This is a genomic window from Flavobacterium sp. HTF (genome assembly GCF_003105115.1).
Lineage (GTDB): Bacteria > Bacteroidota > Bacteroidia > Flavobacteriales > Flavobacteriaceae > Flavobacterium.
This window is the reverse complement of sequence record NZ_QETH01000003.1, coordinates 1-21,798: the sequence shown is the minus strand read 5'-3', so window position 1 is coordinate 21,798 and position 21,798 is coordinate 1. Positions and strand designations below refer to the sequence as shown.

The window sequence follows — 21,798 nt, the reverse complement described above, 5'->3', positions numbered from 1 at the left end:
GACCTATTTGGGGCAAAATATTGGGGAAATCACTTTTTTGTATAAAGAGAACCATTTTTGATAGTCTTCTTTTCTAATTTTCCTTCAGAGTATAATTGTTCTAAAATATCTTTAGCTTCAAAATAAGATTTGTCCAGAATAACCGCGTATTCTTTGGGAGTAAGTGTCGGATAAATTTCAAAAAGAGATAACGGATTTTCATTAACTGTTTTTTTCTTTTTGGCATCGGGATATAAGGCAAGTAAAGCATTTTCGTAAGAAGCGAAAGATTTAGAACCGTAAACCGTCAATTGGTTATTATTTCCGTCAGAGAAAAATAAAGTTGGAAAACCTCTTACGCCCAATGTTTTGGCATAATTTAAATCCTCCTGAAAAAGTTTTCGGGCATCGCCTTCAAAATCCTTTTTTAGTTTTTCAACATCCAGATTGGCAAGTTTGGCAGCTTCGGCTAAATTCTCCCATTTCGCAATATTCTTTTTGTCTAAATATAATTTTTCACGAAGGATCCTCATAAACACAACTGCTTTTTCTTTGCTTTGAATTTGTGCCGCCTTCACAGCAATACAGGACGGATAAGAGGAATCAAGAGGATCTTCAATCCATACATTTCCGTCAATAGGCATTTCATAGTGTAAACTGGCTTCATCCCAGTGATGCGCTACATCCGATGGTTTGCTGATGCCGCCGCTGTTATAGCTCCAGTCTGGCAATAAACCGCCCATTCGGTAATCAATATCAATATAAGCGCCGTATTCGAGTTTTAATTTTCGCAACTGAGGTTCAATTCCCCAGCAGGAAGAACATATCGGATCGGTGTAATAAATGATTTTTACAGGTTTATTTTCTGTTGGTATCACTGCGGTTTCATTTGACTTTTCGCCAGTTGGCATTTCGCAGGTTCCACTCACAGGATCACACAATAACGGATTGGTTTTATTTTTGCTCATCTTTAGATTATTTTGTGACAAACAGTTTGTACAACTGATCAGTATTAATAATAGCGATAGTGTTTTCATAAACTGTTTCTTTACCGGGCAAAGTTCGTTTGTATTTATTCACAAGTCAATTAGTCAAAAAAACATGACTACAAAAAATATTTCATGAAGTATTACATCATCGCTTTTTACTTACAGAATAAACGGAAAAGAATAGTTTGTACGCACATAAATTTATAGCCTGCCCGATATTGATTATATTTATACCATTAAAATCAGCCCTTATAGCCTGAAGAAAAGAACTTCCTTAAATGAAAAAAGCCAAAACATCTGAGAGCTCAGGTAATACTGAAAAAGATTTCCGCGAAAAGGAAAATACGATCTTATTGGATTTGGGAAAGGATATTACCAGGGTAAGAGAAAAAAAAGACTTAATTTTTCTTTTCTCCAAACGGTTAAAGAGTCTTTACTACTTTACCCACATCACCATTACGCTGATTGATCAGAAAGATAAAACTTATGCAGGTTTTTTATTAGATGCAAATGCAGATGCCATTTTAGAGAAAATAGCGTACTCCAAACTGCAAAAAGCCCATTTTACTTTAAACGAACCATTTATACAATCGGTTTTGGAATCAGAAGGCTGTATTTCTTTTTTGGTTGAAGAAGTTAAAGACCAGCCCAAAAGCCCTCATTTTTTAAATGTAAACTACGATGGTGGTGTGAGGGAAATCCTGATGAATACACTATGGAATGAAGACAAGCCGTTTGGTTTCATGCATATTTATTCGGATCGTACAGACAGCTTTACGCAGGAATTTCGGACGGTTGTAAACGGTATTGCACCCCAGCTTTCGATAGCGGTTTCCAATATTATTAAAAACGAGGAAATAGTAAAAAAAGAAGCGGAGAAGTCCTTTTTGCTTGATTTTAGTAATGATATTTCAGAAGTCAGAAACAAAGCCGATCTGGCTGTTGCAGTCAGCAAGGCATTAAAAGGAATAAATCCGCTCAGAGGTTATGTTATCCGTAAAATAAACATCGACGGAACAACGATGAGTTCGTACATACACGACACCACCGCTACGACTCCCGACGATCCAGTTTTGCACGAAGTTGCCCAGTTAAAATTCCCTTTAAATGACGGTTTACAAAACAGGGTTCTGGACAGTTATATTCCTTTACTCTTTAATGTAGATTTAGAAATAGAACGGGGGATAACCTCAAAATACCTGTTCTTCTGGAAGAAACTTGGTTTTAAAAGAATGGTCGGAATTGCCCTTCGCAATGGTGACGTTTCTTTAGGTATTTTATGGCTTGCTATTGAAGAAATAAACATTTCGTTATTGCAGGGAATTTGTTCTCAAATCTCAATTGCTTTGTCCAATATTATGGCAAACGAATTACTGTTAAGCAAAAACAACGAGCAATCTGTTTTACTGCAGTTTAGTAATGAAATAGCAGGTGTCAGAACCAAAGAAGATTTAGAAACAGCCATTATTAATGTACTGCGGGATCTTCTGGATACGAAACTGGCCATGCTGAATATTTTTGATGACGACGGGATTGGTTTAAGCTCCTATATGTTTGACAGGACTTTGTTTAAAACGGCTGAAATTGATTTTGATAAAATGGAAGCGGTTAAACTGGATATCTACGAACCTTATACCGCTCAGATCATAAAAAGCGAATCTGCAGTTGTTTTTAATGTAGAAGAAGAGCTAAAACTCACGAATTCAGGTTTTGCCCAGCTTTGGAAAAAAGTGGGTTTTGAGAATGCCTACGGCGCTTTATTAAAAGTAGGAAATACAAACATTGGCACCATGTGGCTGCTGGCAGATAAGTTAGACCCTTCGGTATTGAAAGGAATTTGTTCCCAGATATCGGTTGCCATTGCCAATAATCAGGCAAATGAAAAACTGCTGCTTTACAAACAGCAACTGGAACATGAAAATGTATACCTGAAAGAGCAGATAAAAAACATTTATAATTTTTCTGAGATTATAGGAAGCGGCGTGCAAATGCAGAAAGTCTACCATTTAATGTCACTGGTGGCCGACTCGAATTCGACTGTTTTGATTCTGGGAGAAACCGGAACAGGGAAAGAACTTATCGCGCGTGCCATTCATAACGCTTCCAACAGAAAAGACAAACTGATGATTAAAGTTAACTGTGCCGCTATGCCTGCGAGTCTTATTGAAAGTGAATTATTTGGCCACGAAAAAGGAGCTTTTACCGGAGCAACAGAAAGACGAATCGGAAAGTTTGAACTGGCCAATAACAGCACCTTGTTTCTGGATGAAATAGGAGAAATGCCGCTCGAAGCACAGGTTAAATTACTGCGTGTTATACAGGAGCGTGAACTGGAACGGGTGGGAGGAAAAGATACCATCAAAGTAGATGTGAGGATTATTGCTGCTACCAACCGGAATTTAGAAGATGAAGTCGAAGCGAACCGTTTTCGCTCGGATCTTTTTTACCGATTGAATGTTTTTCCTATTTTTCTGCCTTCACTGCGCGAAAGAATGGAAGATGTAGAAGCACTGGCCAATTTTTTTGTAACGAAATACAATAAAAACAACGGTAAAAATATAACCCGGATTGCTCCAAAAGCGATACAGCAATTACAAAGTTATTTGTGGCCGGGAAATGTAAGGGAGCTGGAGCATCTTATAGAAAGAAGCGTAATTATGGCAACGGACAATGTCCTGCGCGAAGTATATCTTCCTAAAAAAACAGACCGAAACGATGCCGAAGAAAATATCTTCAGCAAAACGCTTGAAGAAATGGAACGTACTTTTATTATCAGTGCGTTAAAAAGGTGCAACGGAAAAATATCAGGAGCCGGCGGTGCTGCCGAAGTTTTAAATATTCCGGGAAATACCCTTCATTCTAAAATTAAAAAGCTTCTGATAACGAAATCAGATTACTTTTAGTTACTAATTTAAATACTAAATGTTCCAATACCTTCAGAGTGTCGGACATTTTTATTTTCATTTTTATTGAATTTTAAATTTTTTTATAAATCTTTAAGTTTTTTCATGAAAACCGGAAACACTTCGTTCAGTTCATCAAAAAGAGGATTTTTGCGGTATTTTAATTTTATTTCACTAAATAATTTTAAACCTATTGCAAACTGAGTGGCTTCACCGGGATTATCAAATAGGTTTTTATCTTTTATTTTTTGGATGATTCCAAAGATTTCGTCGTGATTATCAAACTCAATTCCAAGTTCTCTTGCAGGCTGCGTTTCGCCGTTTGCATATTCCTTCAGACTAAGAGTAAGATAATATTTGTTTGATCTTTTTTCCATGGCAATTTATCTGTTTTACTTTAACCATTTGTCAACTATGGTTTTAAATGTTTCTTTATACTGTTCTCCAACCGTGATTTCAGTTTTTCCGATTATAATTGAATTTTTAGTGATCGCATTTATTTTGTCAAGCGAAACAATAAAAGAACGATGTACTCTCATAAATTTTGACGGCGGAAGTTTTTCTTCCAGTGCTTTCAGTGAAATCAGCGACAGCATTGATTTTTGAGAATCATCCAGATGTACTTTTACATAATCCTTTAAACTTTCGATGTATAAAATTTCTTTAAGCGAAATCCTGACCCATTGGTATTCTACTTTTAAAAAGATAAATTCATCATCTGCCGTAACCGCCTGGATATGATTTGAAGCTTCTTCAGTCAGTTGTAAGACCTTGTTTGCAGCACGCAAAAATTCTTCGTAACTAAAGGGTTTCAAAAGATAATCTACTGCATTTACCCTGTAACCTTCAATTGCATAATGATTATACGCCGTTGTGAAAATGATTTTCGGAATCGGTCCCGGCTGATCCTGTAAAAGTCTTGCCAGTTCCATTCCTGTCAGATTGGGCATGTTGATGTCCAGAAAAACAACATCAGGCTGCTTTTCGCGAATTAGACTCAGGGCTTCCACCGCATTATCGCAGCTGCAGCTCAATTGTAAAAAAGGAGTCTGTTCTATAAAAGTTTCGACCAGCTTTAACGCCAATGGTTCATCATCTACTGCTATGCATTTTAATACGGTCATTGTTCTAAAGTTATTTGCAGTTCCACTTCATATTTTCCTTCTTTGTTAACACCGCAAATCAGCGAATGTTTATGCGGATAAATAAGCTGTAGCCTGCGTTTTGTATTCGTTAAACCAATCCCGCCCGGTTCCGTATTCGATGTTTTTTCGAAAAAAGTATTGAGAACTTCGAATGTAAGACTGGTATCATTTTGTTTTAAGGCAATTATGATTTCGCTTTTTTCAGTGGCATTCACACCATGTTTAAAAGCATTTTCTACTAAAGGTAGTAATAACATCGGTACGATGGGATAATCGTGGAGTTTTTCGGGTATTTCCGTAATAATATTCAGTTTGCTGTTGGCACGAAGTTTCATTAAGGCGATGAAATCTTTTAGGAATTCAACTTCCTTCAGCAATGTAGTTCTTTCGCCTTCCGTACTGTAAAGTAAATAACGCATCATACGGCTTAAAGTATGCAGTGCATTTCTGGAATCTTCTATATTTGAATAGGTAAGCGAGTAAATACTATTTAAGGAATTAAAGAAAAAATGCGGGTTGATCTGTGCCTTCAGCATCGCAAGTTCCGCCATCGTTTTGTCCTGTTCCAGTTTTTGTTTGTGCTGTGCTGCTTTTTGCCAGTACTGCAGCATTGACCAGCTGGTGCTAATCCCTAAAACCAGCAGAGTAAGCATGAAAACATAATTATCAAAATAAGGGTTTCTGTATTTTTTGAAACCTAAAACGATGCTTATTTTAGTATGGAGGTCCGTCTGTGATGTAAAAAAATAGGCAATAAGCTGCATGGTAAATATGGTCAGGAAAGCCCAAACCAAAAACGGGGAAGTATTGTCTTTAATAATAGTTTTCGGGACAATAATTTTGGCATTAGAATAAAATAACATAATCAGCAAAACCAATACAATCATCTGCCAAAGCCAAAAGACTTGGGGAAGTACGACATTCCAGGTTAACGGGATGTAAAACAACATGATAAACCCCAGTAATAACCAGCCCAGGATATGCAGTCCGGCAAATAAATAAGGCCTGAAAAAATTTGGTGCCATTGTAATTTATGAATTTTAAAAGCAATATTACATTTTATTTGAATACTATTTTAAACCAATCGCCCAACACAGAACCACACTCTTTATAAACCATTTTAGAGCCGACGAGCTTAAAATTAAACAGCTGTTTAAATTTTTAGTAAAAACCGTCGGCTGTCAGCTAATCTCTATCGATTGTATATTGCTCTTCGTCTATTAGAAATTTTTCGTAACTTATATTTTATTTCTTTTGTTCTATATAATCGATAATTATACCTTTTTCACAATGAATAAGCAATCATTTTTAAGCATTCTCGCAGCATCAGTCATTATCGCATCATGTGGTAAAAAAGAGGATAAATCGGCTCAGGCCGGAGGCGCACCTCAAGTTAAAGAATATAAAACACTGGTCTTACAGTCTCAGTCTGCTACATTAAACACAGATTATCCGGCAAGCATACAAGGTCAGGAAAATATAGAAATCCGTCCAAGAGTTGAGGGTTATATCGAAAAAATATATGTAGATGAAGGTGCCGTTGTAAAAACCGGACAGCCTTTATTTAAAATCAATGCGCCGGAATACGAGCAGCAGGTACGTACGGCTAGTGCCAGTATAAAAAGCGCACAGGCATCGGTAAGTACGGCAAAACTGGCGGTTAATAAAGTAAAACCTCTTGTTGAGAAAGGAATTATAAGCAAATACGAATTAGAATCTGCGCAGTATAATTACGAATCGGCAATGGCAACACTGGCGCAGGCCAATGCTGCTTTGGTCAATGCAAAAGTAAATCTGGGTTATACAACGGTTACCAGTCCGGTAAACGGAGTTGTAGGTTCAATCCCGTTTCGTTTAGGAAGTTTGGTAGGATCTAATACTGCTGAACCGCTAACTACGGTTTCAAGTATTGGAAATGTGTATGCCTATTTTGCGATGAATGAAAAAGTACTTTTGAACTTCACCAAAACGGCTTCAGGATCATTAGCGCAAAAAATCAAACAATTACCGGCCGTTTCCTTATTACTTTCTGACGGATCTGAATATACAGAAAAAGGACGCATCGAAACCGTAAACGGACTGATTAATACCGAAACCGGTACTGTAAATATCAGAGCCCGTTTTCCAAATCCAAGAGGAATTATCAGAAGCGGAAGCAGCACAACAGTAAGAATTCCAAACGAAATCAAAGACGGGTTACTTATTCCGCAAAGTGCCACATTCGAACTTCAGGATAAAGTTTTTGCTGTTACAGTTGGAAAAGACGGTAAAACCAAAAACGTAAGCATCACCATCATGGAAAATACGCCAGGAAACTATTATGTGGTTACAAGCGGTTTAAATGCCGGTGACCAGATTGTTTTGGAAGGAGTAGCGACATTAAAAGATGGTTCTGAAATCAAAGTTAAGAATCAGAGTGCAGAAGCGGTATACGCAGAATTAAAATAAGAAAAAAAAATGTTTAAAATATTTATACAACGACCTGTACTTTCAACAGTAATATCTGTTATTATTGTGATCTTAGGAGTTTTAGGTTTGGTTGAGCTTCCTATTTCCCAATACCCCGATATCGCTCCGCCAACAGTAAACGTTTCAGCAAGTTACACAGGAGCCAATGCTGACGTAGTTTTAAAAAGTATCGTAATTCCGTTAGAAGAGCAAATCAATGGTGTAGAAAACATGACGTACATGACTTCTACGGCAACCAATGACGGAAACGCATCTATTAAAATTTTCTTTAAAGTAGGAACAAATCCTGACTTAGCAGCGGTAAACGTTCAGAACAGGGTTTCAAGAGCGACAAGTTTATTGCCGGTAGAGGTAACTCAGGCGGGTGTAACCGTAACCAAAAGCCAGAGTAGTAACTTGTTGATTTTCTCCTTATACAGTGATGACAAAACCTACGATCAGACTTTCCTTCAGAATTATGCCAAGATCAATCTTGTGCCGCAAATTCAGCGTGTAGTCGGAGTAGGAGACGTAACCGTTTTTGGTGCAAAAGATTACTCTATGAGAATCTGGCTAAAGCCGGATGTCATGCAACAATACAAACTGATTCCAAGTGATATTTCGGCTGCTCTGGCAGAACAAAATATAGAAGCTGCACCGGGTAAATTTGGTGAAAATGGAAATCAGGCTTTTCAATATGTAATTAAATACAAAGGACGTTTAACAAGCGACACAGAATTTGGTGATATCATCATAAAATCTGTCGGAAACGGACAAATGCTGCGACTAAAAGATGTCGCTAAAGTAGAGTTAGGATCATTAAGTTATTCGGCAACTATTAGAACAAATGGTGTTGAATCTGCGGCTATGGCGATCAGCCAGACTCCCGGATCAAACGCCCGAGATGTAATTATCAATTCTAAAAAACTGATTGAAGAAGCAGCAAAAAGTTTCCCGAAAGGAGTAAAATATACACTTTTGGTAGACGTTAACGAAAATCTGGATGCTTCTATCGAGAAAGTAATCCATACCCTGATTGAAGCTTTTATTTTGGTTTTTATCGTGGTATTTATTTTCCTTCAGGATTTCAGGTCTACATTAATTCCGGCCATTGCGGTTCCGGTTGCGATTGTAGGAACCTTTTTCTTCCTGAATTTATTCGGGTTTACAATCAACTTATTAACGCTTTTTGCAATGGTTCTGGCCATTGGTATTGTGGTCGATGATGCTATTGTCGTCGTCGAGGCCGTCCATGCCAAACTGGATCATGGGTACAAATCGGCTAAGAAAGCTACGATTGATGCCATGGATGAAATTTCAGGTGCGATTATTTCAATCACATTGGTAATGGCAGCCGTATTTATTCCGGTAACCTTTATTACAGGATCTACAGGGGTTTTCTACAAACAATTTGGTATTACATTAGCGGTAGCGATTATTCTTTCGGCAGTAAATGCATTGACTTTGAGTCCTGCTTTATGTGCTTTGTTATTAAAACCTCACGCAGACGATCATAAACACCAAAGTTACCTTCAGCGATTTTATACCGCGTTCAACGTAGCTTTTGATAATGTTACAGGCCGATACAAACGTTCGGTTCAGTTTCTTTCCGTAAAAAAATGGATTGTACTGGCGGCTATTCTTATTGCCAGCGCAGGGTTATTTTACATGATGAAAACTACACCGTCAGCTTTTGTTCCTGCGGAAGATCAGGGAACTGTTTTTGCCAACATCAGTTTGCCGCCTTCGGCTTCTATGGAACGTTCTGATAAAGTAGCCAAACAGGTCGACAGTATTGCCAATACTATTCCGGGAGTTAAAAATACGCTTCGTATTGTGGGGCAGAATTTTACCGCCGGAGCGGGTAGTGCCTACAGTATGGTTATCGTAAAACTGGAAACATGGGATAAACGTGAGTTGAGTGTAAATGATGTAATCGGACAGCTTTTTGCCAAAACAAGCGGTATTCGTGAAGCAAATATTTTCTTCATTTCGCCTCCAACCATTCAGGGATTTGGACAAAGTGGGGGATTTGAATTTCAGTTACAGGATAAAGGAGGTCACACCACAGCAGAATTTTTTAAAGTCAATACAGAATTTTTGGATCAGCTGGCTAAACGCCCTGAAATACAATACGCGACAACTCCTTTTAATCCGGGTTTCCCTCAATATATGATGGATGTTAATCTGGCAAAAGCCAAAGATGCAGGCGTTTCGATCAATTCAATTTTGTCTACCATGCAAGGGTATTATGGTGGATTGTACGCATCAAATTTCAATAAATTCGGAAAACAATATCGTGTCATGATTCAGGCAGCTCCTGAATTTCGTGCAAATCCGGAAGGACTAAATAAAATCTTTGTCAGAAACAGTTCAGGAACAATGGCTCCGATTACAGAGTTTGTAAAAATGACCAGAGTTTTTGGACCGGAATCTATTTCGAGATTTAACCTTTTCTCTTCTATTTCTATTACCGGAGCTCCAAATCCGGGTTATAGTTCGGGAGACGCCATTAAAGCCATTCAGGAAGTTGCCTCAGAACATCTTCCTGCTGGTTATGGATATGAATTCTCAGGATTAACGCGTGAGGAACTGGCTTCCGGAAGTGAAACTATTTTCATTTTCATATTATGTCTGGTGTTTGTTTACTTCCTGTTAAGTGCCCAGTACGAAAGTTATATATTACCATTTGCCGTATTATTCTCGATTCCGTTTGGACTGGCAGGAGCTTATCTGTTCTCGATTATATTCAAACTAAACAGTAATATTTACCTGCAGATTTCCTTAATCATGCTGATCGGATTGCTGGCGAAGAATGGTATTTTGATTGTGGAATTTGCCCTTGAAAGAAGGCGTAAAGGATTGCCAATCGTTCAGGCAGCAATTGAAGGAGCGGTAGCCCGTTTGCGACCAATTTTAATGACTTCTTTCGCTTTTATTTTAGGACTTGTTCCTTTGATGTTTGCTTCGGGAGCCGGTGCGGTTGGTAACAAGTCAATCGGTACTGGAGCTGTTGGAGGAATGTTGATCGGTACTATTTTGGGAGTATTTGTTATTCCGGTATTGTTTATCGTTTTCCAGACTTTACAGGAAAAAGTAAGTGGCCCAGCCAAAGAAGGTTATGATGAAGAAGATGAAGAAGAAACGCCACTATTAGAAGCTCATAAAGAGTAATAATTATAATTAAAAAAAGATGACTCACAGTTCAAATAAATATATCCTTTTGGTAATTGCCGCTGCACTTTTGAGTGCGTGTGCAGTTAAAAAATACGAACGCCCCGCAACGGTCTCGACAGATAAACTGTTTCGTGATGAAGTTTCGGCAGATTCTACGACTATAGCTGATATGCCGTGGCAGAGTGTTTTTAAAGATCCGAAACTTACTGCATTAATCCAGAAAGGACTTGACCAGAACCTGAACCTTAAAAATGCGATTCAAAATATCGTTCAGGCGCGTGCTACTTTGCGTCAAAGCAAACTAGCGTATTATCCAACCTTAAACCTGGATGCGAGCGTAACACGTACCAAACAATCAGAAGCCGGACTTAACTTTCCGGCCGGAATTAATATCAATACTTTAACGACAACTTACAAATTAGGTTTAAGTACGTCTTGGGAAGCGGATATCTGGGGAAAACTAAGCAGTTCCAAAAGATCTGCCTTTGCCTCTTATCTGGCAACAGATGCGGCAAAGCAAGCTGTTCAGACACAATTGATTTCGGATATTGCCAATAATTACTTTTTGTTGATGTCTTATGACAAACAATTAGAAATTACGCAGAAAACATTAGAAAGCCGTATCGAAAATGTTGAAATCATAAAAGCGTTAAAAGAAGGCGCAATCGTAACCGGAGCAGCGGTGGTACAAAGTGAGGCGAACCGTTATGCAGCAGAAGTTCTGATTCCGGATTTAAAGCAAAGGATCCGCGAAACCGAAAACACCCTGAACATTCTATTGGGGCAGGCGCCGGGACCAATTGACAGAGGACTTTTAGACGATCAGCCAATTCCTGAGAGTATTGCAATCGGTTTACCTTCCCAATTATTACATAACCGTCCTGATGTCCGTCAGGCGGAATTTAATTTCAGGGTTGCATTTGAAAGTACCAATCTGGCCCGTACCTATTTTTACCCGAGCCTGACGCTTACAGCCAGTGGCGGATTTTCGAACCTGGAATTAAAAGATTTTTTCGACCGTTCGATTTTTTATTCGATCATCGGAGGATTAACGCAGCCGCTTTTCAATCACGGACAGAATAAAGCAAGACTGACCACCGCACAATCACAACAATTACAGGCTTATAATAATTTTCAGCAAAGCCTTTTAGTGGCAGGACAGGAAGTTTCAAATTCTTTGTATGCGTATCAGATGGCTGTGGCAAAACAGGATTCGAGAGCAAAACAAATAGAATCTCTGGAGAAAGCTGTTGATTATACACAGCAATTGTTAGAATACAGTTCTGCAACCAATTATACCGATGTATTAACTTCTGAGCAAAATTTGTTGTCAGCACAATTGAGTGGTATTAATGATAATTTGCAAAAATTACAGGCTTTAGTTGATTTATACAGAGCTTTAGGAGGCGGCTGGAAATAAAGTAAAGAAAAGTTAGACCGGATAAAATCTACTTTTGGTCGATTAGTTTCGGGATTCTGTCTAAAGTATAGTTCAAATGCTTAATTTGGTATTAAATTCGATATATCCAAATCGTATTTAATACTTAACAACAAAAAAGATGAAAAAATTAGGACTGGCTTTAGTGCTTTTAATGGGGATGTTATCTCACGCACAAGTTTCAATAAACGTAAATATTGGTAGCCCTCCAAGCTGGGGTCCTCAAGGAAATGACGACAGCAGATATTATTACCTGCCGGATATTGACACCTATTACGATGTCAATCAGAGTCAGTTTATCTATGATAATAATGGCGCCTGGGTTCGTGTAAACAGATTACCGTCACGATACAGAAACTATGATCTTTACGACGGATACAAAGTAGTGATCAGGGATTATAAAGGAAACACACCGTATTCTTATCACAGCAGACACAGGGCTTCTTATCCAAAAGGATACAAAGGACAGCCACAAAAAAACAGAGGGAATAAACCGGAAAAAAAAGACAAACCGGGCAAGCACAAACCTCAAAAGAATGGTCCTAAAAAATCAAATGGACATTCAGATAAAGATGGTAATCATGGTCATGATAATCACCGTTAATTAATTTGGTTAAAAACGCCTCAAATTTTTGAGGCGTTTTTTTTATGCTATGATTTCTAAATTGAATTCTCAACCCATACTATCCATATTTTCGTTCCAGATCTCTTTTCCCAAAAAGCGGTTTCCAAAAACAGAAGTTCCAACCCGTACCATATTTGAACCTTCGGCAATTGCGAGTTCTAAATCCTGTGACATTCCCATAGAAAGTTTTAGATCGGTAATTCCGTCTATTCCTTCGGCATAAATCAAATCCCTTGTTTCTCTTAATAGACGAAGCGATGGCTGCATTTTTTCCTTATCAACATCCAGTAAACCAATTGTCATTAAACCTTTAATATTCAGGGTATCGTATTTTTTTATATTTTGAAAAAAAGACAATACTTCATCCGGTGGTAATCCAAATTGCTTTCTTCAAAGGAAGTATTCACCTGCACGAAAACATCCAGGTTCCTGCCTTCTTTTTGTAATTGTTTGTCCAGCTGTTGTGCAACTTCCAATCGGTCCAAAGATTGGATACAACTGACATATTTCAGGACATCTTTAATTTTATTGGTTTGTAAATGCCCAATAAAATGACGTTCGATATTTAAATCTTTCAACCCCGAATCTTTATCGCGGAGTTCCTGCATTTTATTTTCGCCCAATAAAGTTTCCCCGGCTTCAATTGCCATGCGGATTCTATCGGCCGGAACTGTTTTCGTAGCCAGTAATAATTGTACATCAGAAACATTTCTGCCCGAAAGGGCGCAGGCATTTTCGATACGCTGATGAACCTGTTTCAAATTAAAAATAATATCCTCTTTCATAAGAACAAAATTATGTGATATCTGGCATGTACGACTAATCCAGTTTTTGCTTTTTAAAAGGATCCAGTTTTAAATATAATCCCTGATAATCAAAGGTTTTTTAAAAAAGGACTGGACCAGTAAGTTATCAGAAAACCAAAAACTGGATTATATACAAAATGGATATCCAAAGTAAATTTGTCCTAACAAAAAGGAAGTTGTTTTTATCGAAAAACGAATCACTAAAGCCTTTTAACTTAAAAATTAAACTCATGAAAGTAGCAGTATGGGATACTTACGTAACCCGAAAAGACGGAAAAATTATGCATTTTGATATTTTGGTTGATGAAGATACCGATGATGCCAACAAGGTTTTTGAATTTGGGAGACAATACCTGAAATCAGTGGCTCAGGAAGGACAGCCGTTAACATCAAAAGAATGTAATTTTTGCCATATCGACAAAGCGCCTGAGGAAATTGAAAATCAGATCCGGGCAAATGGCTTTTCTATTATCGAAATGGAAAATTGTTATTAATTATTTTTTCAATATAAGACTGAAGGTTTGGGGGCTTTCAGTCTTAGCCATTACAACAGTTTTGAAAGTGCAACAATCCCTTCTTCCATTTGTTGTTCGGTAAGTGAGGCATAACCTAATCTGAAACCACAGACAGGACTGCCAAAACTAAACCTTTCCGGGCTCATAATTTTGATTCCTTTGCTAAGCAGTTTTTCAGAAATAGCGATTGGATCAGCATCTGAATTAGGGACAATCCAAAAAGCCAGTCCGCCTTCGGGTTTGCTGAAAGTAACTTTATCCTTCAGGTGAAGATTGCAGAGATTTTCAAAATAATCCCTTTTTGCTTTATAAATAAGACTGGTTTTCTTGAGATGCCGTTTTATTTTTCCATCATTAATAAGTTGCAAAACCGCTTCTTCCATTATATTATCTCCTTGTACATCAATTATTTTGCGGTGATTGCCCACTTTCAGGATATTTTCAGCAGAACTTACGAGATAACCAATGCGAAGGGCAGGTGCTACAATTTTACTCAAAGTGCCAATGTAGATAAAGTTCTGTGTATTTCCGTAACTCGAAATAGGCAAAACAGGACGCTGGCCAAAATGAAATTCATTATCATAATCGTCTTCAATTATCGTAAAATTGTATTGATTAGATAACTCAATCAGCCGTAAACGTTTCTTTAGGCTCAGCGTTACCGTAGTCGGAAACTGATGATGAGGCGTAACATAAATCGCTTTTATGGTATTGTATTTTTTTAAATAAGCTTCAACCTGATCAATATCGAGCCCGTCTGAATGAACACTGACGGGAAGAAGTTTTGCATTTGCATTTTCAAAAGCTTCCCAGGCAGGTTTGTAACCGGGATTTTCGATCATGATATAATCCTCTTTTGAAAGTAAACAATGTGCAGCAAGATACATCGCCATTTGGCTTCCGCGGGTTATGCAGATCTGGTCGGGAGTTATATTCATTCCTCTCTTAAAATTCAGCATTTGCACAATCGCTTTTCTGAATTCGATATCTCCCAGTTCATTGCTGTAGCCCATAATCTGCCAGCGTGATTTTCTGTTGAAGATTTCCCGGTATGCGCGCGCCAGATCATTGGCAGGAGCGAGGCGGCTGTCTGGAAGTCCGTCGTCAAAAACAAGATAAGGTTTTACTTCTGTTGTAATTTCAGGGGTTTTTTCTTCGTTCTTTTTGCTTTTAATAATTTCGGGCAAAATATCAGCGACAAACGTTCCTTTTCGGTCTATAGAAATCAGCCAGCCTTCTGCAATTAAAACATCCAGAGCCTCAATTACGGTATTTCGGTTTACATGCAACAAACCAGCCAGCTGTCGGCTTCCGGGCAATGCGTTTCCTTTGATTAGTTTCCCTGATTTTACGGCATTTATAATCGCATCGGCAATTTGCAGGTAAAGTGCCTTGCCTGATTTTTTGTCTAATTGAATTTCGAATTGCCAAGGTCGTAACATCTGGACTGTTTTAATATTGAAAAAGTAACATATACTGATAGTCCAAATTTACAATAAAATAGATACAACAGCTATTTTTATGTTTGAAGGATATTAGCATAAAATAGTATATTAGCACCTGTCAACCGACAATAAATACCAAACTTTAAACCTGCCAAAAACAAGCTGAAATGGAGAATATTACCGTAATTATTATGCTGCTGTTCGGGGTCGCTTTCCTCAGTATCCTAAGTAAAAAATATAATTTTCCCATTCCGATTGTACTCGTACTTTGCGGGGTGGTCATCAGTATAGTTCCGGGACTTCCTGTAATAGCACTAAATCCTGAGGTAGTTTTTATTATCTTTTTGCCACCGCTTTTGTATCATGCAGCCTGGTACACCAGTTGGGCCGATTTTAAACAAACCGTTCGTCCGATCACGCTTGCGGCTGTTGGTCTGGTACTTTTTACAACAGTGGCCGTTGCCATTGCAGCCCACATGCTGATTGATGATATTTCCTGGCCGTTAGCATTTTTGCTGGGTGCTATTGTGTCTCCTCCCGATGCCGTTTCGGCTACTTCTATTACAAAAGGTTTGGGACTGCATCCGAGGCTTATTGCTATTCTGGAAGGAGAAAGTCTGCTTAACGATGCCAGTGGTCTTGTAGCGTATAAATATGCGTTAACAGCCATTACGGCGGGTAATTTTGTACTCTGGCAGGCGGGACTAAACTTCTTTATCATGTCGACACTTGGCATTGCAATTGGTTTGGGAGTAGGATTTGTGATGAATTTTGTACACAAAAAATTTGTTTGTGATGAAGTAATCGAAGCCACGCTTACTTTGTTAACGCCTTTTGCCTCTTACCTGATTGCAGAGCATTACGAATGTTCGGGAGTTCTGGCCGTGGTAACAACCGGTTTATTTCTATCGGCAAGATCGGGAACGATTTTTACGCACGAAAGCCGTATGATGACCGGAACAATATGGAGCGTCCTTACCAATATATTAAACGGTTTAATCTTTATTTTGATCGGGCTTCAGCTTCGTCAGATTATGGAGGGAATTGGAGATTATTCGGGAATGTCCTTGTTTATCTGGGGTGCCACTGTGAGTATTGTGGTTATTGTGGTGCGTTTTTTATGGGTTATTCCGGCGACACTGGTTCCAAGATTTTTGAGTAAAAAGATTCGCCAGAAAGAAGAATTTGATTACCGCAATATGATTGTTTTCGGATGGTCCGGAATGCGTGGTGTGGTGTCTATGGCGGCGGCTCTGGCTTTGCCTTTAACTATTAATAATGATACGGAAGCTTTTCCGTTACGTAACCTGATTATCTATCTCGTTTTTTGTGTCATCCTTTCGACTTTGGTGATTCAGGGATTGACCCTTCCTTGGGTAATTCGCAGATTAAAACTGCAGCCTTATTCTATTCTGGCAGAGGAATATAATATCCGAAATGTAATTGTTTCTGAAACTATTGCGCATATCGAAGATAATTTTTCTTTATTGAATGACGATCTTCTTCATAATATAAAAAGTAAATACGAAGTCAAATTCAACCGTTTGCAGAAAACCGAATTACCGGCCAATTTTTTCGGAAAAGGGAATATGCTCGGAGGTGAAATTTTCAATGATTTTACCAAACTACAAATCGACTTATTGAATGTAGAACGCTCCAAACTGGAATTGATGCACAAAAAGGGTTCTGTAAACGAAGAAATCTTCCGAAAAATAGAGAAAGAACTCGATCTTGAAGAAAGCCGTCTGTGGATGGAGATTTATGAGAACTAACAATAAAACAAAACCTCTGATTTACTGAATCAGAGGTTTTACTTTTGTTCCTATAAGTTCTATGGCGTTCATCAACTGACTGTGCGTAAGTCCTGCATTATCCATTTGGAAAGTAAATCTTGAAACTCCGCCCAGGGCATCGCTGTGACGTAAAATTTTCTCTGCCACCTGTTCCGGATTTCCAAGAACCAAAACGCCTTTTTCATCTATCAGATAATCAAATTTATCTTTTGTTACCGGTGGCCAGCCACGTTCCAGACCTAATTTGGTCCAAAGTTCGGCATAACCCGGATAGTACTCGGCAACGGCACTTTCGTTGGTTGCAGATACATAACCCGGCGAATGTAAACCGACTTTCAGTTCTTCCGGTTTAAAACCGTTTGCCTGTCCGGCCTCTCTGTATAAATCTATCAAAGGACGAAAACGGTGTGTTTGTCCGCCAATCACGGCCACCATTAAGGGTAAACCCAAGGTTCCGGCTCTCACAAAAGATTCCGGGCTTCCGCCAACGCCAAGCCATACGGGTAATTTTTCCTGTGAAGCTCTCGGGTAAACCGGAAGGTTATTCAAAGGAGCACGGAATTTTCCCGACCAGGTTACAAATTCGTTATCGCGAACCTGTAATAAAAGTTCCAGTTTTTCCTTAAAAAGTTTGTCGTAATCGTTCAGGTCAAATCCAAAAAGGGGGTAAGCCTCAATCGAAGATCCGCGGCCTACTACAATTTCTGCCCTTCCTTTTGAAATCAAATCCAAAGTGGCAAAACTCTGATAGACACGCACAGGATCTGCGGCGCTTAACACACTTACGGCGCTCGTAAGCCTGATTTTATTGGTACGCGCTGCGGCTGCACTCAGGATTACTGCTGTAGCCGAATCTAAAAATTCTTTTTTGTGGTGTTCGCCAATTCCAAAAACATCGAGTCCGACCTGATCGGCAAACTCAATTCTCTGAAGCAGTTGCTCCATGGCCTCTACGCTGCTAAGCGTGTTGTTATCGCCGTACATTGCCGACGCAAAACTGTCTATTCCTATTTCGATCATATCGTAAAGATACTAAATTTAGGTATTTTGACGGTTAGGAAAATGCTATGAAAAGCGTAATTTTTGAAGACCAATTATGCCTTTTCCTTCTGTTTTTTGATGTGTTCCCGATGTGATTTTCCCCAATTGATCATTTCACTTATAATAGGTCCGAAAGAACGGCAATAATCGGTTGACTCATAAATAATAACGATTTCCGCATCACGGTCTTCGGTTCTTTTTACGAGATTATTCATTTCCATATCTTTTAATTCCTTCGAAAGCATACGTGAAGTAATCCCCGGAATACTCTGCTGAATTTCCTTAAACCGATGGTTACCATTACAAATCGAATTGATAATAGGCAGTTTCCATTTTCCGCCTAAAACATAGATTGTATCTTGTAAGGCCTGGACTTCTTCTTTTTGGTTTCTTTGCATTGGAATGAAATTTTGTAATTAAGTCGAAATTTATTGTTGTGACTTAATTGCAAAAGTATTTAAAAGTAATTTAATGCGAACAAATGTAAAGTAATAGATTAAATGTTTTTTGAAAACATGAATTTCAGGATTTTTATTGATTTTTAGCCATTTGTTCAAACAAATCAAGTTTTTTCATTTGTAATGTCATATGATGTTTAACAATTCTGTCATAATCATTTTCACTTTCTGAAGACTTACTGACCAAAATTAGTATTTCAATGCCAAAAAGTAATATAAACCATATTGACCATATTGTTAATGCAACGCCAGATTTACTAATTAAACTAAACATTACCTCAAGCTCATCTAAAAATCCAACTTTGCTTGAAATATCTTTTTCTAATTGAGGTCGAATATTTAGCAATGCTGATTCTTTTTTAGATTTTTGGATATTTAAATCATTAATTGATTGCTGTAATGGAGCAATCATGGAAATTTTCGGATTTGGAACATTCGAACTATTAATAACTTTAACCGGTACTGATTTTTCATTTATTATATTGTTTCCAGTTGGATCGGTCGTAACAATTTTTTCAGTTTTAATAGTTGAAAATGTAGAGTATATTTTTGATGTTGGATTTTTTGCTATTTCATTTATGTACTTTTGTCTTTCATCTTCTTTTTTAACAATAGCATCTTGCAAATCTTGAATTTGGGTTCTAAGTTCTTTAGTTTTAGAATCAAGAGCTTTATTAACACGTGCTTCGATAAATGTAATTTTTTCAAGCTCGATATCTTGTTGAAAAATAATTTGATCGATAATAACAGATCCTATTAATGCCATTGCTATTGCAATAATTGCCCTAGTGCCATAAAGAAATTTATTAGGATTGACTGTTAGTATAATCTGTCTTTCAATTTGGATAATTATGATTATGAAAATTATTGCACCCACGATTGATTCAATTATTCCACCCGTTAGATATCTATTGGTAAAAGAAAAACCAATAAAAGCCCACAATAAACATATTATTACTAATGCTGATGAATATCTTTTGACAGCTTTTACCGAAATTTCACTGCAATTTTTTACTATTGAGTAGTTATATCCTGTGAGAAAACAACCAACTCTTATCCATGGATTTTTCATAATTAAAAGTTCTTTTTCATTATTGAATGATGAGAAATAGCAGCTAATCCATTATTGAATCCTCTTTTATAGCTTAAAATAATTCCATAACCGATGCCTTTATTTTCTTTTGCTTCGTTTTCAATTGTCAGTATTTGGTTTATGTGTTCTTCTGCTGTATCTTTTTTTACAGTTAGTTCTTCAACTGTATCAACCATTCCGCTTCGGCTTCTGGTTTCAATATGAAAGTTTATTTCGCGGATAAAGTCTTCGTAAAAGGTCTTAATTTTTCGAATTGTTCTTTCTAAATCATTTTTTAATGCCTCAACATTCTGTTGTAAATGTATATTGTCTGGATTTATTAAAGCATCATCATATCCCTTTCCTTCATAATTTTTTTCGATAAAAGCAAATAAAACGGATATTCCATTTTCAGATTGTGATACTGGTCGTTCGATTTGAGTTACATCGGTTGTCGATTTTTCTTTTTCAAGAAAAATATTTTCTGGAATGTCAACAGGAGGAATTGCAAAATTATCTTGCCTGTTATCTACTCGATTACCGTTTGAATTTTGTTTTCCATTAAAAAAATTAAATAGCCCCATATATTAAAAAATTAAATGTTTATTGTTGGTACTTTATATTTTGAATGACCGCGGCGATGACATACTTCGCAAAGCGTTATTAATAAGTAATCTTCATAATCCCAAGGTAACTTAAATTTATTTTCACGAACTATAAAGTGATATTGACGATGATGAATTTGAAGATTTTCAGTAGAGGAGCAAATTATGCATTTTCCATCTCGTGTTAGAATCTGGTTTCTTTTGGTTTTCCATTCAACAGTAAACAATAAGGCACCATAGCTTCCATGCGCAGGTATTTCTTTTGTAACAGGTTTTAACGTATCTAAATTAATGCTTTTATCTACTTGCTTGTATCTTCGATACGTGTTACTACTTTTCATATTATTAAAACGATAACGACCATCTGTAGGATCAAACATAATTTTGGTATTTAATTAGTGATTGAGAAATAACTTTAATATAAACTTTCTACTTGGCAAAGATTAGTCTTTGAAAATCAACTACTTTACGGAAATCCATAATCCAATAAAAAATATTCTCAACAAGTGTAAACGATTTACAAAAACAACACAACACGTATTTATACGGTTTTTGCACAGCAGAATTGTAAAACAAAACCCTCAATCTTCTTCCAAAGATTGAGGGTTTTAGTTTTTCAAAATAAGTTAGAAACCTACTTTACATCCAGATAAGGATCTAAAATTTCGGCTAATTCATTGAGCCAGTAAAAACTGTCACCCAATTGAGTTGTTTCAGCTTGAAGGATTTCATTTTTAGTCATAACTCCCAAAGCAATTGTGAAATTTATTTGCCTTAACGCTTTAGCCATATATTCGGCGTCAATTCTGTCGTTAAAAAAGGTTACTAACCTTGTTTCAACTTCTTTTGAAAGGGTGTTTGTAATCATAACTCTGTAATTTAGGAAAATATAAACCCGTGAAGCTACAGGTGTCCTACACTTACAGAAGTGTTACGGTTGTTTCCAATACCGCCACCATACCACACGGGAAAAAGTTTTTTAGATGTCATAATTTCTGTAATTTAGGAAGTACAAATATATTAAATAAACAATTATTTTAATCTTTTATAAAGTAATATTTTATTTACAAAATAAAAACATAGCCTTAAAGTATATGAAAAAGTAGAAATAAGCTTTTGAATAAATACTTTTCAGTATATAACAAATATAAACCCTCGATTTTATTTTAAAATCGAGGGTTTATATTTGTTATCTCTCTGCAAGCTGAGAGTCTCGCTCGTGCAACTCCTCAGTATATATTTAGCCTTTATCTTATTTAATTTAAAAGCTTTGAGTTCACGAGCGAGACGCTCGCGCCAGCTGGGGGTTCCGCCTTGGTTTATCAGCAAGGGCTTTTTATTTTCAGTTCTTTCTTTTAT

The 21,798-nt window shown here is 37.3% G+C and carries 19 protein-coding genes and 1 pseudogene; 7 read left to right on the top strand and 13 right to left on the bottom strand.

The genetic code is table 11. From position 1 onward, the window contains the following. Positions 1–29: 29 nt before the first annotated feature. Positions 30–947 (bottom strand): DsbA family protein, encoded by a 918-nt coding sequence (locus tag DCO46_RS01525; RefSeq protein WP_116750838.1) that lies wholly within the window; start codon positions 945–947, stop codon positions 30–32. A gap of 299 nt (positions 948–1,246) precedes the next feature. Between DCO46_RS01525 and DCO46_RS23165 the strand changes: the two genes are divergently transcribed. Further along, positions 1,247–3,871, top strand: a complete 2,625-nt coding sequence (locus DCO46_RS23165; RefSeq protein WP_243416228.1) for a sigma 54-interacting transcriptional regulator — start codon at positions 1,247–1,249, stop codon at positions 3,869–3,871. An 83-nt stretch (positions 3,872–3,954) separates the two neighbouring features. Here DCO46_RS23165 and DCO46_RS01515 read toward each other — a convergent pair whose 3' ends face one another. The 3 genes from DCO46_RS01515 to DCO46_RS01505 are packed head-to-tail and all read right to left on the bottom strand — an operon-like array spanning position 3,955 to position 6,041. Next, entirely contained in the window at positions 3,955–4,248 is a 294-nt protein-coding gene (locus tag DCO46_RS01515; RefSeq protein ID WP_116750837.1) for a DUF3861 domain-containing protein, read from the bottom strand. Positions 4,249–4,263: 15 nt separating this feature from the next. Further along, positions 4,264–4,995: a LytR/AlgR family response regulator transcription factor gene (locus DCO46_RS01510; RefSeq protein ID WP_116750836.1), complete on the bottom strand. Its 732-nt coding sequence runs from the start codon at positions 4,993–4,995 to the stop codon at positions 4,264–4,266. Further along, a complete protein-coding gene (locus tag DCO46_RS01505) occupies positions 4,992–6,041 on the bottom strand; it encodes a sensor histidine kinase (RefSeq protein WP_116750835.1) in 1,050 nt (349 codons plus the stop codon). The genes DCO46_RS01510 and DCO46_RS01505 overlap by 4 nt, the downstream gene beginning before the upstream one ends. 265 nt (positions 6,042–6,306) lie before the next feature. On the opposite strand from DCO46_RS01505, the gene DCO46_RS01500 reads away from it, so the two are divergent. The 4 genes from DCO46_RS01500 to DCO46_RS01485 all read left to right on the top strand — a co-directional run bounded on the left by DCO46_RS01500 (position 6,307) and on the right by DCO46_RS01485 (position 12,683). Beyond that, positions 6,307–7,464 (top strand): efflux RND transporter periplasmic adaptor subunit, encoded by a 1,158-nt coding sequence (locus tag DCO46_RS01500; RefSeq protein ID WP_116750834.1) that lies wholly within the window; start codon positions 6,307–6,309, stop codon positions 7,462–7,464. A gap of 9 nt (positions 7,465–7,473) precedes the next feature. Beyond that, complete coding sequence (locus DCO46_RS01495; RefSeq protein WP_116750833.1) at positions 7,474–10,638, top strand: efflux RND transporter permease subunit; 3,165 nt, start codon at positions 7,474–7,476, stop codon at positions 10,636–10,638. 19 nt (positions 10,639–10,657) lie between these two features. Further along, positions 10,658–12,061, top strand: a complete 1,404-nt coding sequence (locus DCO46_RS01490; RefSeq protein WP_116750832.1) for an efflux transporter outer membrane subunit — start codon at positions 10,658–10,660, stop codon at positions 12,059–12,061. 139 nt (positions 12,062–12,200) lie between these two features. Continuing rightward, positions 12,201–12,683, top strand: coding sequence for a hypothetical protein (locus DCO46_RS01485; protein WP_116750831.1), 483 nt, complete (start codon positions 12,201–12,203; stop codon positions 12,681–12,683). A 69-nt stretch (positions 12,684–12,752) separates the two neighbouring features. On the opposite strand, the pseudogene DCO46_RS01480 reads toward DCO46_RS01485, so the two are convergent. Continuing rightward, positions 12,753–13,489: pseudogene (locus DCO46_RS01480) on the bottom strand (YggS family pyridoxal phosphate-dependent enzyme). Between the two features lie 251 nt (positions 13,490–13,740). On the opposite strand from DCO46_RS01480, the gene DCO46_RS01475 reads away from it, so the two are divergent. Further along, a complete protein-coding gene (locus DCO46_RS01475) occupies positions 13,741–14,004 on the top strand; it encodes a DUF2024 family protein (protein ID WP_116750830.1) in 264 nt (87 codons plus the stop codon). Between the two features lie 50 nt (positions 14,005–14,054). Here the strand turns inward: DCO46_RS01475 and DCO46_RS01470 are convergent, their stop codons facing one another. Beyond that, complete coding sequence (locus DCO46_RS01470; RefSeq protein ID WP_116750829.1) at positions 14,055–15,467, bottom strand: PLP-dependent aminotransferase family protein; 1,413 nt, start codon at positions 15,465–15,467, stop codon at positions 14,055–14,057. A gap of 170 nt (positions 15,468–15,637) precedes the next feature. On the opposite strand from DCO46_RS01470, the gene DCO46_RS01465 reads away from it, so the two are divergent. Further along, positions 15,638–17,242 (top strand): Na+/H+ antiporter, encoded by a 1,605-nt coding sequence (locus tag DCO46_RS01465; protein WP_116750828.1) that lies wholly within the window; start codon positions 15,638–15,640, stop codon positions 17,240–17,242. Positions 17,243–17,263: 21 nt separating this feature from the next. Here the strand turns inward: DCO46_RS01465 and DCO46_RS01460 are convergent, their stop codons facing one another. The 7 genes from DCO46_RS01460 to DCO46_RS23035 form a co-directional block, all read right to left on the bottom strand. Next, the gene (locus DCO46_RS01460) at positions 17,264–18,280 is read right to left on the bottom strand and encodes an LLM class flavin-dependent oxidoreductase (RefSeq protein WP_116750899.1); all 1,017 of its coding nucleotides are present in this window, start codon (positions 18,278–18,280) and stop codon (positions 17,264–17,266) included. Between the two features lie 77 nt (positions 18,281–18,357). Beyond that, positions 18,358–18,702, bottom strand: a complete 345-nt coding sequence (locus DCO46_RS01455) for a winged helix-turn-helix transcriptional regulator (RefSeq protein ID WP_116750827.1) — start codon at positions 18,700–18,702, stop codon at positions 18,358–18,360. 133 nt (positions 18,703–18,835) lie between these two features. Further along, a complete protein-coding gene (locus DCO46_RS01450) occupies positions 18,836–19,834 on the bottom strand; it encodes a DUF4407 domain-containing protein (protein WP_116750826.1) in 999 nt (332 codons plus the stop codon). A gap of 2 nt (positions 19,835–19,836) precedes the next feature. Beyond that, the gene (locus tag DCO46_RS01445) at positions 19,837–20,418 is read right to left on the bottom strand and encodes a hypothetical protein (protein WP_116750825.1); all 582 of its coding nucleotides are present in this window, start codon (positions 20,416–20,418) and stop codon (positions 19,837–19,839) included. Between the two features lie 11 nt (positions 20,419–20,429). Then, positions 20,430–20,819, bottom strand: a complete 390-nt coding sequence (locus DCO46_RS01440; RefSeq protein ID WP_116750824.1) for an HNH endonuclease signature motif containing protein — start codon at positions 20,817–20,819, stop codon at positions 20,430–20,432. A 254-nt stretch (positions 20,820–21,073) separates the two neighbouring features. After that, positions 21,074–21,307, bottom strand: a complete 234-nt coding sequence (locus DCO46_RS01435) for a hypothetical protein (RefSeq protein ID WP_116750823.1) — start codon at positions 21,305–21,307, stop codon at positions 21,074–21,076. Between the two features lie 293 nt (positions 21,308–21,600). After that, positions 21,601–21,798: hypothetical protein (locus DCO46_RS23035; protein WP_207784938.1), on the bottom strand; the 198-nt coding region annotated here is incomplete at its 5' end.